Source organism: Streptomyces sp. NPDC055078 (assembly GCF_053607985.1).
This window is the reverse complement of record NZ_JBSGUP010000161.1, coordinates 1-13,719: the sequence shown is the minus strand read 5'-3', so window position 1 is coordinate 13,719 and position 13,719 is coordinate 1. Positions and strand designations below refer to the sequence as shown.

At 71.4% G+C, this 13,719-nt stretch carries 13 protein-coding genes and 1 pseudogene; 7 read left to right on the top strand and 7 right to left on the bottom strand.

Annotated elements, in window-relative coordinates:
* On the bottom strand, positions 1–823 hold an 823-nt coding region (locus ACWF94_RS16205), incomplete at its 3' end, for a helix-turn-helix transcriptional regulator (protein WP_453488004.1).
* A 282-nt stretch (positions 824–1,105) separates the two neighbouring features.
* Here ACWF94_RS16205 and ACWF94_RS16200 point away from each other — a divergent pair.
* Positions 1,106–2,554: an MFS transporter gene (locus ACWF94_RS16200; RefSeq protein WP_453488008.1), complete on the top strand. Its 1,449-nt coding sequence runs from the start codon at positions 1,106–1,108 to the stop codon at positions 2,552–2,554.
* Positions 2,555–2,737: 183 nt separating this feature from the next.
* On the opposite strand, the gene ACWF94_RS16195 is transcribed toward ACWF94_RS16200, so the two are convergent.
* The 3 genes and pseudogenes from ACWF94_RS16195 to ACWF94_RS16185 all read right to left on the bottom strand — a co-directional run.
* A complete protein-coding gene (locus ACWF94_RS16195) occupies positions 2,738–3,553 on the bottom strand; it encodes a DUF6227 family protein (RefSeq protein WP_453488003.1) in 816 nt (271 codons plus the stop codon).
* A gap of 143 nt (positions 3,554–3,696) precedes the next feature.
* Positions 3,697–4,755 carry a P1 family peptidase gene (locus tag ACWF94_RS16190; protein WP_453488002.1) on the bottom strand — a complete coding sequence of 353 codons (1,059 nt, stop codon included), beginning with the start codon at positions 4,753–4,755 and terminating at the stop codon, positions 3,697–3,699.
* 193 nt (positions 4,756–4,948) lie between these two features.
* Positions 4,949–5,098, bottom strand: a pseudogene (locus ACWF94_RS16185) (low temperature requirement protein A); the annotation flags it as partial.
* 505 nt (positions 5,099–5,603) lie between these two features.
* On the opposite strand from ACWF94_RS16185, the gene ACWF94_RS16180 reads away from it, so the two are divergent.
* From ACWF94_RS16180 to ACWF94_RS16155, 6 genes are all read left to right on the top strand, one after another.
* Positions 5,604–6,620, top strand: coding sequence for an MFS transporter (locus ACWF94_RS16180; RefSeq protein WP_453488007.1), 1,017 nt, complete (start codon positions 5,604–5,606; stop codon positions 6,618–6,620).
* A gap of 101 nt (positions 6,621–6,721) precedes the next feature.
* Entirely contained in the window at positions 6,722–9,025 is a 2,304-nt protein-coding gene (locus ACWF94_RS16175; RefSeq protein ID WP_453488006.1) for a molybdopterin oxidoreductase family protein, read from the top strand.
* Between the two features lie 8 nt (positions 9,026–9,033).
* Entirely contained in the window at positions 9,034–9,633 is a 600-nt protein-coding gene (locus ACWF94_RS16170) for a 4Fe-4S dicluster domain-containing protein (RefSeq protein ID WP_453488001.1), read from the top strand.
* Positions 9,630–10,292 (top strand): QcrA and Rieske domain-containing protein, encoded by a 663-nt coding sequence (locus tag ACWF94_RS16165; RefSeq protein ID WP_453488000.1) that lies wholly within the window; start codon positions 9,630–9,632, stop codon positions 10,290–10,292. Before ACWF94_RS16170 ends, ACWF94_RS16165 begins: the two co-directional genes overlap by 4 nt.
* A complete protein-coding gene (locus ACWF94_RS16160) occupies positions 10,289–10,720 on the top strand; it encodes a hypothetical protein (RefSeq protein ID WP_453487999.1) in 432 nt (143 codons plus the stop codon). The genes ACWF94_RS16165 and ACWF94_RS16160 overlap by 4 nt, the downstream gene beginning before the upstream one ends.
* 199 nt (positions 10,721–10,919) lie before the next feature.
* Positions 10,920–11,126 carry a hypothetical protein gene (locus tag ACWF94_RS16155; RefSeq protein ID WP_453487998.1) on the top strand — a complete coding sequence of 69 codons (207 nt, stop codon included), beginning with the start codon at positions 10,920–10,922 and terminating at the stop codon, positions 11,124–11,126.
* Positions 11,127–11,133: 7 nt separating this feature from the next.
* On the opposite strand, the gene mscL is transcribed toward ACWF94_RS16155, so the two are convergent.
* The 3 genes from mscL to ACWF94_RS16140 all read right to left on the bottom strand — a co-directional run bounded on the left by mscL (position 11,134) and on the right by ACWF94_RS16140 (position 13,579).
* Positions 11,134–11,628 carry a large conductance mechanosensitive channel protein MscL gene (mscL, locus tag ACWF94_RS16150; protein WP_453487997.1) on the bottom strand — a complete coding sequence of 165 codons (495 nt, stop codon included), beginning with the start codon at positions 11,626–11,628 and terminating at the stop codon, positions 11,134–11,136.
* Positions 11,629–11,832: 204 nt separating this feature from the next.
* Positions 11,833–12,438, bottom strand: a complete 606-nt coding sequence (locus ACWF94_RS16145) for an RcpC/CpaB family pilus assembly protein (protein ID WP_453487996.1) — start codon at positions 12,436–12,438, stop codon at positions 11,833–11,835.
* 301 nt (positions 12,439–12,739) lie between these two features.
* The gene (locus ACWF94_RS16140; RefSeq protein WP_453488005.1) at positions 12,740–13,579 is read right to left on the bottom strand and encodes an S-methyl-5'-thioadenosine phosphorylase; all 840 of its coding nucleotides are present in this window, start codon (positions 13,577–13,579) and stop codon (positions 12,740–12,742) included.
* Positions 13,580–13,719 lie beyond the last annotated feature (140 nt).

The window sequence follows — 13,719 nt, the reverse complement described above, 5'->3', positions numbered from 1 at the left end:
GCCTGCACGCCGTACCCTCATCCCCCACCGGCACCGGCACCCCCAGCGACCGCGGCAGCCGCGCCGCCACGAACGACACCGGCGCCTCGAAGATCACATCGATCTCGTGCTCCTGGCGGCTGCGGGCCACCGAGGCCCCCAGCAACTCCCCCGCGCTCCCCGCCGGCAGCTCGCGCGGTACGAACCGCGCCCCGGTGGCGAACGGCTCGGACACCCGGTCCACCCGGAACGTCCGCCAGTCCTCGCGCCCGGTGTCGTATGCCACCAGATACCACCGGCGGCCCGTCGACACCAGGCGGTACGGCTCGACCAGCCGCTTCGTCTCCGTACCGTCGCCCGCCCGGTAGCCGAACCGCAGCCGCTCCCGCCCGCTCGCCGCGCCCGCGAGCACCGTCAGGGTGCGGGGATCGATGGTCGCGCCGTCCCCTTGGGTGAGAGGGATCGTCGCCGCCTGAAGGGCCGTCACCCGGTGCCGCAGCCGGGAGGGGAGAACCTGCTCCAGCTTGGCCAGTGCCCGTACGGACGCCTCCTCGATGCCCTCGATGGCATGACCGGCCCCGGCGCGCAGCCCCACGGCGATCGCGACGGCCTCTTCGTCGTCCAGGAGGAGCGGTGGCATCGCGGCGCCCGCGACCAGCCGGTACCCGCCGACCGCGCCCTTCGTGGCCTCGACGGGATATCCCAGCTCGCGCAGCCGGTCGATGTCGCGCCGAATCGTGCGCGGGCTCACTTCGAGACGCTGCGCCAGTTCGCTGCCGGGCCACTCGCGCGGGGTCTGGAGGAGGGACAGCAGATTGAGGAGTCGTACCGGGGTGTCCGTCATGGTTCCCAGGATGCCCGGGATCTAGGCCGCGACCTGACCTATATGGATCCTAGGTTCTTCCGTATGAGCCCAGAACCCACTCTGAACAAGGCCGGGGACCGCCCGGCAGCCGGTGGTCCGGTCGACTCCCGGTCCGCAGCCGGTGGTCCGGCTGTGTCCCGGTCCGCAGCCGGTGGTCCGGCTGTGTCCCGGTCCGCAGCCGGTGGTCCGGTTGACTCCCGGTCCGCCGGCTCCGACAGTACCGCCTCAGACCGCCGCCGCTGGGTCGCCCTCGCGATCGTGATGACGGCGGCCTTCATGGACCTGGTCGACGTCACCATCGTCAATATCGCGATCCCGAGCATCGAACGGGACCTCGGCGCGTCCTTCGGCGCGATCCAGTGGATCACGGCGGGCTATGCGCTCGCCTTCGCCGCCGGTCTGATCACGGGCGGCAGGCTCGGCGACATCTACGGCCGCAAGCGGCTCTTCCTCATCGGCATCACCGGCTTCACCATCGCCTCCGCGCTCTGCGGATTCGCCGCGGGCGCGGAGATGCTGGTGGCCTCCCGGCTGCTCCAGGGCGCGATGGCCGCGCTGATGGTGCCTCAGGTGCTGGCGATCGTCCACGCCACGTTCCCGGCGCACGAGCGCGGCAAGGTCTTCGGGCTCTTCGGCGCGGTCGTCGGACTGGGCGCGGTCTCCGGGCCGTTGCTGGGCGCGCTGCTGACGCAGTGGGACCTCTTCGGCCTGGGCTGGCGGCCGATCTTTCTGATCAACCTCCCGGTGGGGATCGCCGGACTGATCCTGGGCCGGCGGTTCATCAGCGAGTCCCGGGCACCCAGGGCGCTCCGGCTCGACCTGGTCGGGGTCGTCCTCGTCACCTCGGCGCTGCTGATGCTGATCTACCCGCTGACGCGTGGGCGTGAGACGGGCTGGCCGCTGTGGGGCCATCTGTGCATGGTGGGCAGCCTCGTGGTCTTCGCGGCGTTTTTCGCGTACGAGAGGTACAAGACGCGCAAGGACGCCTCCCCGCTCGTCGAACTGTCGCTGTTCCGGGTGAAGAGCTTCGCGGCCGGTATCGCCGTTCAGCTGGTCTTCGGTCTTGTGCTCGGGGTGTTCTTCCTGGTCTGGACGCTGTACATGCAGATCGGTCTGGGCTGGAGCCCGCTGCGTGCGGGGCTGACGGGGGTGCCGTTCTCGATCGCGGTGTCGGCCGCGGCCGGGGTGTCCGTACAGAAGCTGGTGCCCCGGTTCGGGCGCAAGGTGCTCCAGGCGGGCGCGCTGACGATGGCGGCGGGGGTGCTGCTCTACATCTGGGAGGTCGGACGGTACGGCACCGGAATCCACGTCTGGCAGATGGCGCCCCCGCTGGTGGTGATGGGCGTCGGCATGGGTCTGATCGTGGCCCCTCTGACGGACGCGGTGCTCTCCGATGTACCGCGCGAGCACGCGGGGTCGGCGTCCGGGCTGATCAGCACGGTCCAGCAGATGGGCACCGCGCTGGGGCTCGGACTGGTGTCGGTGGTGTTCTTCGGGTCGATCGACGAGGGCGAGATGGCACCGGGGGCGGCCGGGGCGGCGTTCGCCGACGCGTTCTCGAACTCGCTGTGGTGGGTGGTGGCCGTCCTCGCCGTGATCTTCCTGGTGATGTTCGCCCTGCCGGCGCGGCCCAAGCAGCATCTGGAGGGCGCTGCCACGGGCGAGCCGGCCAGTCCCGCCGACGAGCGGGAGCCCGCGCTGACGCACTGAGCCCGGTGTACTCCGCCCGCTGACTGAGCCCGGTGTGCTGAGCCCGCTGACGCACTGAGCCCGCTGACGCACTGGGACCGGTGCACTGGGGCCGGTGCACTGGGACCGAGACCCGAGGGGCCCGGCCGGGGACACGTTCCCCCGGCCGGGCCCGAGCGCTTCACGGCGGCGCGCTCCCGTGCGTCACCGCACCCGCGCCCGGTTCTCCATCGCCTCCCGGGCGGTGCGCTCCGCGCCGTACACCTCGCACATATGGCGGCCGTCCGGGGTTGCCGTGTGCTCCACCTCCCAGAGGCTGACCTCGGTGCCGTCGAGCAGCAGGAACGCGTGCTCGTACAGCGTGAATCCCGCGTCCTTGCCCGCGACCCGGCACTGCCGCCCGAAGACCTGGGTGATGTGGTGCGCGAACGCGGCCCGCAGCAGCCGGGCGGTCTCCTCGCCCGGCCGGTCCGTGTTCTCCGCGCGGCGCAGCACCCGGCGGGCGTGGTCCGCGGAATTGTCGGGGACGTACATCCGGGGGAGCGGGGCCGGGGGCGCGGACATCAGGCTGGCGAGCAGCTCGAAGTCGGCGTCGAGGTCCGCTCCCAGGAGGGTGTGGCCGAGGGGGTCCCGGTCGGCGTCCGCCGGGCTCACCGAGCGGGCCGGGGGCGCGACGCCGTCCACCGGCTCGGCGAACCCGGGGAAGCCCGCCGGCAGTCTGGACGCGGCGAGCCTTACCTCGGACTCGTCGGTGTACAGCTCGTGCTGCTCGGGGCCACCGCCGCCGGTGCTGTGCACCAGCTCCCACAGGACGAGGGAGCTGCCGTCACTGAGCAGATACGCGTGCCGATAGGTCGCGCGGTCCAGGGCCGCGGTGTGGTGCGAGGAGTGCAGCGAATTCGCGTGAGCCAGGGCCGAGGCGAGTCTCTCGACCGTGACGTCGGGAAGATCGAAGGAGTTGAGCGCCCGACCCAGGAGTCGCTCGAGGTGCGTCTCGGTTGTCTCATACGGATCGTTCAAGGTGGGTCTCCAGGCCGTCGCCACAAGTAACACGTTGATTGCTAAAAGTAGCCCCTGGGTCTGACAACGCGTCCTGCCTTAAGAAAAACGTAGCAACTCTTTGTGAAGTTCCCCGGATCACGCCAACCGGCATATGGTGCGGCTCAGTTGATGTCGTACAGCTCCCGATACGAGGGGAACACCCCACCTGGTCCCGCTGTCCCGGTGGTCGTGAGGACCGCGTTCACGATCGCCCTGGTCACGGCATCCGCGCCCGCGGCCAGCACATTGTTGAATACGAGAGGGTTTTTGGCCGGGAGCGGGACGGCACCCGTCGCGAGGGTGAAGACGGTGTCCCCGTCGCTCATCAGATGGACCGGCCGAACGGCGCGCGCGATGCCGTCGTGCGCCGTGCCCGCGAGCTTCTGCGCCTGGGCGCGGGTGAGGTCGGCGTCGGTCGCGACCACCGCGAGGGTGGTGTTGAGCGGGGGCGGCCCGCTCGCCTTCCGGGTTTCGTCCAGCCGCCGCAGTGCCGCCGTGTGAACACCCGGCGGCGGATACTCGACCGGCCCGTCGAAGTAGCGCCCGTACACCACTCCGGTGAGCGGATCGACCGCCGAGCCCACCGCGTTGACCACCACCAGCGCGGCGACGGTGACCCCGAGGTCGGCCAGGAACAGGCTCGCTGTGCCGACTCCGCCCTTGATACCGCCGACCACCGCGCCCGTGCCCGCGCCGACACCGCCCGTCTCCACCGGGGCCCCCGTCTCCACCGGGGCCCCCGTCTCCGTACGGGCCGCCGCCTCGATCGCGGCCCGCCCGGTCGACGCGTCCGGCCGGACCCCGAAATCCCCGCCGCGGCCCAGGTCGAAGACACAGGCGGCGGGCACCACCGGCACGACCTGCCCGGGGCCGCCGACCGGGACGCCGCGGCCCCGCTCCTCCAGCCACGCCATCACCCCGGCCGCCGCGTCGAGGCCGTACGCGCTGCCCCCGGTCAGAACGACGGCGTCGATCCGCTGGACCAGATTGCGCGGATCCAGCGCGTCCGTCTCCCGGGTGCCGGGGCCGCCGCCGCGCACATCCACCGCGGCGATCGCGCCGCCATCCGGCGCGAGCACCACGGTGGTGCCGCTGAGCGCCCGCCCGCCCGGCACGCGCGCGTGGCCGACGCGCAGACCGGCCACATCCGTCAGTGCGTCGTTCCTGGTCGTCTCACTCATGCCCCCTGCGTATCACGCGGATACGGCGCCTCAAACGGATGCGGGCGTCTCGAACGTTCACGATGTCCTACGCGGACACGGTGTCCTACGCGTATGCGGGTGCCCTGCGGGGATACGGGCGGCTCACGCGGATGCGCGCGTCCGGGACCGGTAGGTGGGGGTGACCCCGGCCGAGACCGTCGTCATCGCGACCGGACCGGCCGCGAGCACCGACGGCCGCACGCAGCCACTGGGTCGTCAGCGCCAGCCGCATGATCAGATAGCCGACGACGGCGACGGTCCCGTCGTTCTCGTTGAACGCGCGGGGCACCCCGGCCGCGTACACCAGCACACCGACGATCTGCCCCCTGCTATCCCTGCTGCCTCTGCTGCCTCTGCTGCCCGGAGTGGCCGAGGACGTCATGCGTCCAGCACAGCGGGGTCCGGGCGACCGCGCGCCGGGCGGCCGGGCCCGTACGGGCCGAGTGGGCTAAGCGGTCACCCCAGGGCCTGACGGCATGACGTCACAGCGAGCGCGGTCACCCCGCCCTGCCTACGGTGGCCCGGTGACCGAGCCACTCCCGAGCCCGGACGGGCCAGCCGCGAGCCAGGACGGCCCGGGCCGCGCCACACCCCCGCCCGGATCGGGCGCCCCCGCCGCGAACGCTGCCGACGCCGAGGACCCCGCCACCGCGGGCGGTGGAGCCGCCGCGCGAACCGGGGGAGGCACGGGAAGCGCGGCAGCGGGCGTCGTCGCCGGGAGCGCCGGACGAGCGCCCGGCCCCGGGGGCGCCGGGGGTGGCGAGGGTGCCGGGGGTGCCGGGGGAACGCCCGCCTCCGCCGGGGCGGCCACCCGGGCTGCCGGATCGGTGCAGCTGCGCGCCTCCGCCGTGGGCGCGGCCGTCTCCGCGCTGCTGATCCTCGCGATCGTCTTCGGCAGCCGGCTGCTGCGCGACTTCGACTCCGCCCTCCTTCCCTACGCGGTCGCCACGGTCTTCCTCGCCTTCGGCGTCGCCTACCGCTACACCGTCTGGATCTCCTCTCCCGGCGCGGGCCGCCTCCTCACCCGGGGGTGGCGTGCCTTCTTCTCCCTCGACAACTTCCGCCGGGCACCCACCGCACTGCCGAGGATGATCGCCACCTATCTCGGCTTCCAGAAGTTCCTGGGCGCCCGCTCCCGGGCCCGCTGGGCGGCCCATCAGCTGATCTTCTGGGGGTGTGTGCTCGCCGCGCTGATCACCTTCCCGCTGACCTGGGGCTGGTTCACCTTCACCTCGGACACCGGCGCGGGCCCCGGCTACGAGATGCGGATCTGGGGGATCGAGGTCATGGACTTCGACGCGCTGAACGTCTTCGGCTGGCTGATGTTCCACGGGCTCGACATCGCGGCCGTCCTGGTCATCCCCGGGGCCTCGTACTTCCTGTGGCGCAGGATGAAGGACCGGGGAGTCGGCACCGGCCAGCGGTTCGCCTACGACCTCGTCCCGCTGATCGCCCTGATCGTCATCGCCGTGACGGGTCTCCTCCTCACCTTCTCGTCGCTCTTCCTGCACGGCGGCGGCTACTCGTTCCTCGCGATCCTCCACATGGTGTCGGTGGTCTTCACCCTGATCTACATCCCGTTCGGGAAGTTCTTCCACATCGTCCAGCGGCCCGCCGCCGTCGGGATGCAGCTCTTCAAATACACCGCCCGCCGGGACGAGCAGCTCTTCGCCTGCCGCCGCTGCGGCGAACCGATCGACACCACCCCCTACGTCGAGAACCTCCAGGGCACCATGCGGGATCTGCAACTCGGCTTCGACACCTGGGCCGAGTACTGCCCCCGGTGCAAACGGGTCCTGCGCGGCAGCGCGTATCTCTCCCAGGTCAAGCAGGGCTTCAAATGACGGCGGACCGGTCCGTCCCGGCGGCCCATGGGCCCGCGGCCCCGGCGCCCGACACCCTCGCGGCTGTGGGCCCGCCCGCTGTCGGCCGGCGCCCGCCCGCAGTGGGACATCCGGCGGCCGTTCCCCTCGACCCTTCCATCGCCCCGCCCGGCACCCGGAACTTCCGGGACGCCGGAGGCATCCCCGCCGATCAGTGGCACGCCGATCAGAACGGCGAGACCCTCGTCCCCACCCACTGCTGCTTCTGCGGCGTCCAGTGCGGGATGTATCTCCGGGTGGACCGCGCGGGCAAGGTGTTCGGCGTCGAACCCCGTAACCACGACATCAACCGGATGCGGCTGTGCCCCAAGGGCATCAACGCCTACCAGCAGGTCAACCACCCCGACCGGCTCACCGCCCCACTGCTGCGCCGCTCCCGCGACGAGCCGTTCCGGGAGGCGTCCTGGGAAGAGGCCCTCGACTTCACCGTCGCCGAGATCGGACGCATCCAGAGCCGGTACGGCAACGACGCCTTCGGGCTGCTCGGCGGTGCCAGCCTGTTCACCGAGAAGACCTATCTGGTGGGCAAGTTCGCCCGGGTCGCCCTCCGCACCCGGCATGTCGACTACAACGGCCGGCTCTGCATGGTCTCCGCCGCCGGGGCCAACAAACTCGCCTTCGGCATCGACCGGGCGGGCAACCCCTTCTCGGACATCCTTCTCACCGACTGCCTGCTGATCGCCGGCTCCAATGTCGGCGAGTGCTTCCCCGTGCTGACCCAGTACGTCTGGGGAGCCCGGGACCGGGGCGCGAGCCTCATCGTCGTCGATCCGCGCGAGACGGCGATCGCCCGCACCGCCGACATCCATGTCGCCCTCAAGCCCGGCACCGACTCCGCGTTCTTCAACGCCGTACTCAATGTGCTCGTCCAGGAGGGCCTCACCGACGAGACATACCTCGCGGCGCACACCACAGGCTGGACCGAGGTGCGCGCCCAAGCCGCCGCATACCCGCCTGCGCGGGCCGCCGCGATCTGCGGAGTCCCCGCCGAACAGATCGTCCAGGTCGCCCGCGCCTTCGGCAGCGCCGACCGGGCCATGGCCTGGCACGCCCGGGGCATCGAGCACCACTCGCAGGGCGTCGAGAACTGCCTCACCGTCATCAACCTCTGTGCCGCCACCGGCAACATCGGGAGACCCGGCGCCGGATACGGCACCCTCACCGGCCAGGGCAACGGTCAGGGCGGCCGGGAGCACGGCCAGAAGTCCGACCTCCTCCCCGGCGGGCGCTCGATCGGCAACGCGGAGCACCGCCGCCAGATCTGCGAGATCTGGGGCATCGACGAGTCCGAACTCCCGTCGGCCGGGACATCCATGATGGAGATGGTCTGGCAGATGCGGCGCGGTGAGATCCGCGGACTCATCGGCATCTGCAACAACCCCTTCGTCTCCCTCCCGCACTACCGCACGGTCAGAGAGGGCTACGACGCCACCGAGTTCCACGCCCAGTTCGACTTCTTCCTCTCCGAAACAGCGGCCAACGCCCATGTCGTCTTCCCCGTCACCACCTGGGCCGAGGACGAGGGCGTGATGGCCAACGCCGAGGCCCGTGTCGTCAAGCACAACAAGGCCCAGGAGCCACCCCCGGGCGTACGGACCGACACCTGGGTGATCTGTCAGCTCGCGCAACGGCTCGGCGCGGGCGGCAAATTCGCCTTCGCCGGATCGCGCGAGGTCTTCGAGGAACTGCGGGTCGCGTCCGCCGGCACCGTCAACGACTACTACGGCATCACCTACGAGCGGCTGGAGGAGACCGGCGGGATCGCCTGGCCCTGCCCGTCCACCGACCACCCGGGCACCCCCCGGCTCTTCGAGGATGGGAAGACCTACCACCCCGACGGCAGAATCCATCTCCAGGCCGTCGACTGGCATCCCCCGGTGGACCCCTACAGCGACGAGTACCCCATGACACTCACCACCGGCCGTACCGTCGCCCACTTCCTCTCCGGCAACCAGACCCGCAGGCTCGGCGCCCTGGTCGAACAGACCCCCCGCCCCTGGGTGGAGGTCCACCCCTCTCTCGGCTTCCGCTCCGGTGACCCGGTCCGTGTGGTGACCCGGCGCGGCAGTGCGGTCTTCCCCGCCCTGGTCACCGAGGCCATCCGCCCCGACACCGTCTTCGTGCCCTACCACTGGCCGGCCCCCACGGCCGCCAACGAACTCACCATCGACGCACTCGACCCCCGTTCCAAGATTCCCGAGTACAAGGTCTGCGCCTGCCGCGTCGAAGCCGCCGAACGGATCGACGAGGTGCCCGAACCGCCCACCGCCCCCGGCCACCGGGCCTACCCGGAGACACAGGTCTCCCGGACCGACCCCCTGCCGCCCACGGCACCTCAGGGCCGTGGCACCGCCGAGAGGAGCTGACTCCCGTCGTGATGGGCAGAACGATCTTCATCGACCCGGGCCGCTGCATCGGCTGCCAGGCATGTGTCTCGGCCTGCCGCGAATGCGATTCGCACCGCGGTAAATCCATGATCCATCTCGACTACCCCGACGAGGGGCACTCGGTCGCCTCCCTTCCCACGGTCTGTATGCACTGCGAGGACCCGGTCGCGCCGTGCGCCGAGGTCTGCCCCGCCGACGCGATCCTCGTCACCGCCGACGGCGTGGTGCAGCAGGCCGACACCTCCCGCTGCATCGGCTGTGCCAACTGCGTCAACGCCTGCCCCTTCGGCGTACCCAAGATCGATCTTGCGGCGAAACTCCAGATGAAGTGCGACCTCTGCTACGACCGCACCTCCTACGGCCTCGCTCCCATGTGCGCCACGGTCTGTCCCACCGGGGCGCTCTTCTACGGAACCCTCGACGAACTCAGGGCCGAACGCCCCGGGGTCCAGGTCGCCGACTCCTTCACCTTCGGCAGTACGACGGTCAGCACCGGCGTCGCGATGGTCGTCCCGGCGGACAAGGTGCGCTGGCCGGTCCCGGGCGGCCTGCCCGTCGTCGAGGTGAACGGGGTGGATGTGCGGTGAGCGTCACCGACCAGCCTCCCGCCGGGCGACCGGGCTCCCCGGGCGACGCCGCCCAGCGCGCCCTGCACGACCGCATCGGCGCGGACTCGCTCACGACCCGCCGCGACTACCTCCGGATCGTCGCCACCGTCTCCGGCGGACTCGCCGTCGGAGGCGTCGGGGTCGCGGCCGGTGTGCTCCACCGGCACGGTGACCACGAGACCATTCCCGAGCCCAAGAGGATCGCGGACCAGCTCGCGCCCGGCGAGGCACTCGCCTTCCGCTACCCCGGTGACGAGGACCGCGCCGTCGCCGTACGGCTGCGGGACGGCTCCCTCGTCGGCTACTCGGCCGTCTGCACCCATCTCGCCTGCGCCGTACTCTTCCGGGCCGACCGGGGGACGGAAGGTGAGCTGCTCTGCCCCTGCCACGAGGGAGTCTTCGACGTCCGCACCGGTGAGGTCACCGCCGGGCCACCGCCGAGAGCGCTGCCCAGGGTGATCGTCAGCGAGGACGTCGACGGCAGTATCTGGGCCGTCGCCACCGCCCGCTCCGGCGAGAACGACCAGGAAGCCTGGTGCCGCCAGTTCGCCGATGTGGCCCCGGACCGCGCGGTCGAGATCGGCTGCCCCGGGGCGAAGGTCCCCAGGGCCCCGGAGACACCGGGCGGCCAGGCATGAGCGACCCGCACCCGCCCCGGGAGCCGGACGGTGAACCGCGCGGCCCGGGGTCCGCCGCCACCGGCCGGCCTGCCGCCGGCTCCGGCCCCGCGTACCGGGCGGGCAGTGCGGAGCCCCGGCTCAACCGTCCCGTACCGGAGCGCTATCCACAGATCCGGGCCACCAGCGGCTATGGCGACCCACGGACCCGGCACACCGGCCCGGGGCCCGGGGCCGGCGGGGAACAGGAGCCCGAGCGGTCCGCCCGGCTCAACGCCCGGCTCGTCATGGTGATGGCTGTGGTGACCGGCCAGCTCTGGGGGCTGACCGTGGTGGTCGATGAATGGATGCGGGGTGACACCGGCACCGCCTGGTGGGGCGCCGGCTTCCTCTGTCTGTCGTTCCTGGTGGTCCTGGGCCTGTGGCGGCTCGACCCGAAGGACCGTTGACCGGGGAGCCGGGGAGCCGGAGAGCCGGAGAGCCGGGAGCCCGGGGAGCGGGGGAGTCGCGGAGTCCGGCGAGCAGGAGAGCGGGGGCCACCGGCCCGGGACGCCAGAGCGGGACACCGGGCCGGACACCGGGCCTGGCCGGGCGGGGCTGACGGGACACCTGCCCGCGCGACGCCCGACGCCGCCGTACCCTGGAAGCATGAGCACCGCCCCCACCCCCGGACCGCGAGACGCGAAGCCTCCTCGGTCGCAGACTCCGAAGCCGAGGATCGACTTCGACGATCCGCTGGACCAGCAGTCCTCGGACGATACGGACCGCGGGTGGGGTGAGCGGACTCTCACGGGCGGCGACGGCACCGCCGATCTGGCACGCTTCCTCGACGAGAAGCCGCCGCACCACATCTGAGGCTTCGCTACGGCCGTTCGGGCCCGGTGTCCCGCTGCGGCGACTGAGGTGACTGAGGTGACTGCGCCACCAGCGTGTCCCGGATCTCCTTCAGCACCTCCAGCTCGGACAGCTCCACGACCTCCTTGGTGCCTTCCTTCGCCGCGTCCCTGGCAGCCTTGCGCGCCAGATACTTCGACATGGGCAGCACCATCAGGAAGTACACGACGGCGGCCGTGATCAGGAAGCTCAGCGCGGCTCCGAGGACGGAACCCCACAGGATCCTGATGCCGTCGACCTCGCCGTTCACCACCTTGCAGGTGCCCTTGATACAGGAGCTGTAGGAGTCGAGGTCCTTGGTGCCGAAGGCGCCGACCAGGGGGTTGATGACGCCCTTCACCACGGAGTTCACAACCTGGGTGAACGCCGCGCCGATGACGACCGCGACAGCCAGATCGATCACATTGCCGCGCATCAGGAAGGCTTTGAAGCCATCCAGGACGCTGACCTTCTTCTCGCTCACTACGGAGCCTCATTTCACATGTACAACAGGGGACGCAGCCCAACCCTCCGGGCGCTCCGCAATCTACGACAGCGTCCGGTCGCGCTGTCCACTCCGTACCTGCGAAGTGATGACGGGGCGGTACGTCTGTGCGAGTGCCTGGCTGAATGCCGGGACGAATGCCTGCATGAAACGGTGTGGCGCCTGCCTGCAACCCTTCATGGCTCAGCACACCGTCACCGCCAGCCGTGAGGTCGCCCCCGCCCCCGCCAACTCCGTAGCGGTGGCGCGCGGGACGGACAGGACCACCAGCGCGCCACCCTCCCCGGTGGCGTCGTCCAGCCTCGGCACTTCGGTCACCCGGGCGCCCGCCGCCACCACCCGGGCGTCGGGCGGCTCCTCTTGGCCCTGGTGCCGACCAGGGGACGAGCGCTGGTGCCGGCCCGGAGACGATTCGGGTGCGGCGATCACATCGACCCGGTCTCCCGGCCGCAGCAGCCGGACGGTCGCGGCGTCCGCGATACGCACCGGGGCGGAGACCATCTCGGCGGCGAGCGGGGGCGTCCGGCGCGGGCCCTCTGCCGACGCCCCGCCGTCCCGGTCGTCCGCGCCCCGGGCACCCGAAGCCGTCAGCGCCGCCGCTGTCAGGGCGAGACCGGCCGCCAGCGCCCGCCGTCGCCGCCGCATGGCCCGCCGCAACCGGTGCGCCCCGCCGCGCACCCGCAGAGGAGGGAACTCCGGCACCCGCAACGGCTCGGGCACCGGCAGGGCAGGCAGCCCCGGAGCGCCGGAGGAGCCGACCCGGGAGGAGAAAGAGGAGAAAGAGGACAAAGGGAACGAGGAGGCAGGACCAGCCGGAGAGGAACGGGAGGAGGGCGGAGAGCACGGAGAGGACGTGGAGCGCGAGGAGCGGGAGGAGGAAGAAGACGAGGAGGAGGCAGGAGAAGGAGATCGCGACATGGGCACGCACCGCCTGTGGTCGAGGAGTGGCCCCGGCCCTGACCGGCCGGGTGCTCCTCACGATCCACTGTTCGCCACGATCCCGCCGACGCCTGTGGACAGCCGCCCAGTTGTGGAAAACTCCCTCACCCCGTCGTGCGCCCCGTCCCCGGGTTCCCGACCACCAGTCCCCCTACGGAAGCTCGAACCCCAGCTCCCACCCGTCGTGCGCCCGCACACACAGACAGTCGCGTTCCCCGTTCGCGGGCAGCGCCTCCACCGCGTCGAAGAGCACCTCACGCAGATGCGCCACCTTCTCGCCGAAGACCCGCATCACCTCCGTGTGCGAAACCCCGTCGCCCGTCTCCGTACCCGCGTCCAGGTCCGTGACCAGCGTCAGCGAGGTGTAGCAGAGGGCAAGTTCACGGGCGAGCACCGCCTCCGGGTGCCCGGTCATCCCCACCACCGACCAGCCCGCCGCCGCATGCCACCGTGACTCCGCCCGGGTGGAGAACCTGGGCCCCTCCACGACCACCAGCGTCCCGCCGTCGATCGCCTCCCAGGTCCGTCCGCGCGCGGCCTTAAGGGCCACGGCACGACCCGCCGGGCAGTAGGGGTCGGCGAAGGTCGTGTGGACAACATTCGGAATCACCCCGTCCGCGCGGGGCTCGCCATCGAAGTAGGTCTGCGTCCTCGTCTTCGTACGGTCCACCAGCTGATCGGGCACGAGCAGCGTGCCCGGCCCGTACTCCGGACGCAGTCCGCCCACCGCGCACGGGGCCAGCACCTGCCGTACGCCAACGGAGCGCAGGGCCCACAGATTGGCGCGGTAGTTGATGCGGTGGGGCGGGACATGGTGGCCGCGGCCGTGCCGGGGGAGGAAGGCGACCTTCCGGCCGCCCACCTCGCCGAGGAAGAGGGAGTCGCTCGGGCTGCCGTACGGCGTGTCCACCTGGATCTCGGTCACGTCCTCCAGGAAGGAGTAGAGGCCCGAGCCGCCGATCACACCGATCTCTGCGTTCGCGTTCACCATGCCGGTCACACTATCGACCGCGCCGTCGACGTCCCAGTGCGCACCGAGAACCTCCTCGCGAGGACCCGCACTGCGAGACCCCGCCCTCGTACGGACCGCTCCAGACACCACCACGCCCGATACGCCGGGGACCCCCGCCG

Excerpts from the sequence above, each read along its gene's own strand:
- ACWF94_RS16200 (WP_453488008.1), top strand. The coding sequence starts at position 1,106 with ATGACGGCGGCCTTCATGGACCTGGTCGACGTCACCATCGTCAATATC.
- ACWF94_RS16190 (WP_453488002.1), bottom strand. The coding sequence starts at position 4,755 with ATGAGTGAGACGACCAGGAACGACGCACTGACGGATGTGGCCGGTCTG.
- ACWF94_RS16140 (WP_453488005.1), bottom strand. The coding sequence starts at position 13,579 with ATGGTGAACGCGAACGCAGAGATCGGTGTGATCGGCGGCTCGGGCCTC.
- ACWF94_RS16155 (WP_453487998.1), top strand. The coding sequence starts at position 10,920 with ATGAGCACCGCCCCCACCCCCGGACCGCGAGACGCGAAGCCTCCTCGG.
- ACWF94_RS16160 (WP_453487999.1), top strand. The coding sequence starts at position 10,289 with ATGAGCGACCCGCACCCGCCCCGGGAGCCGGACGGTGAACCGCGCGGC.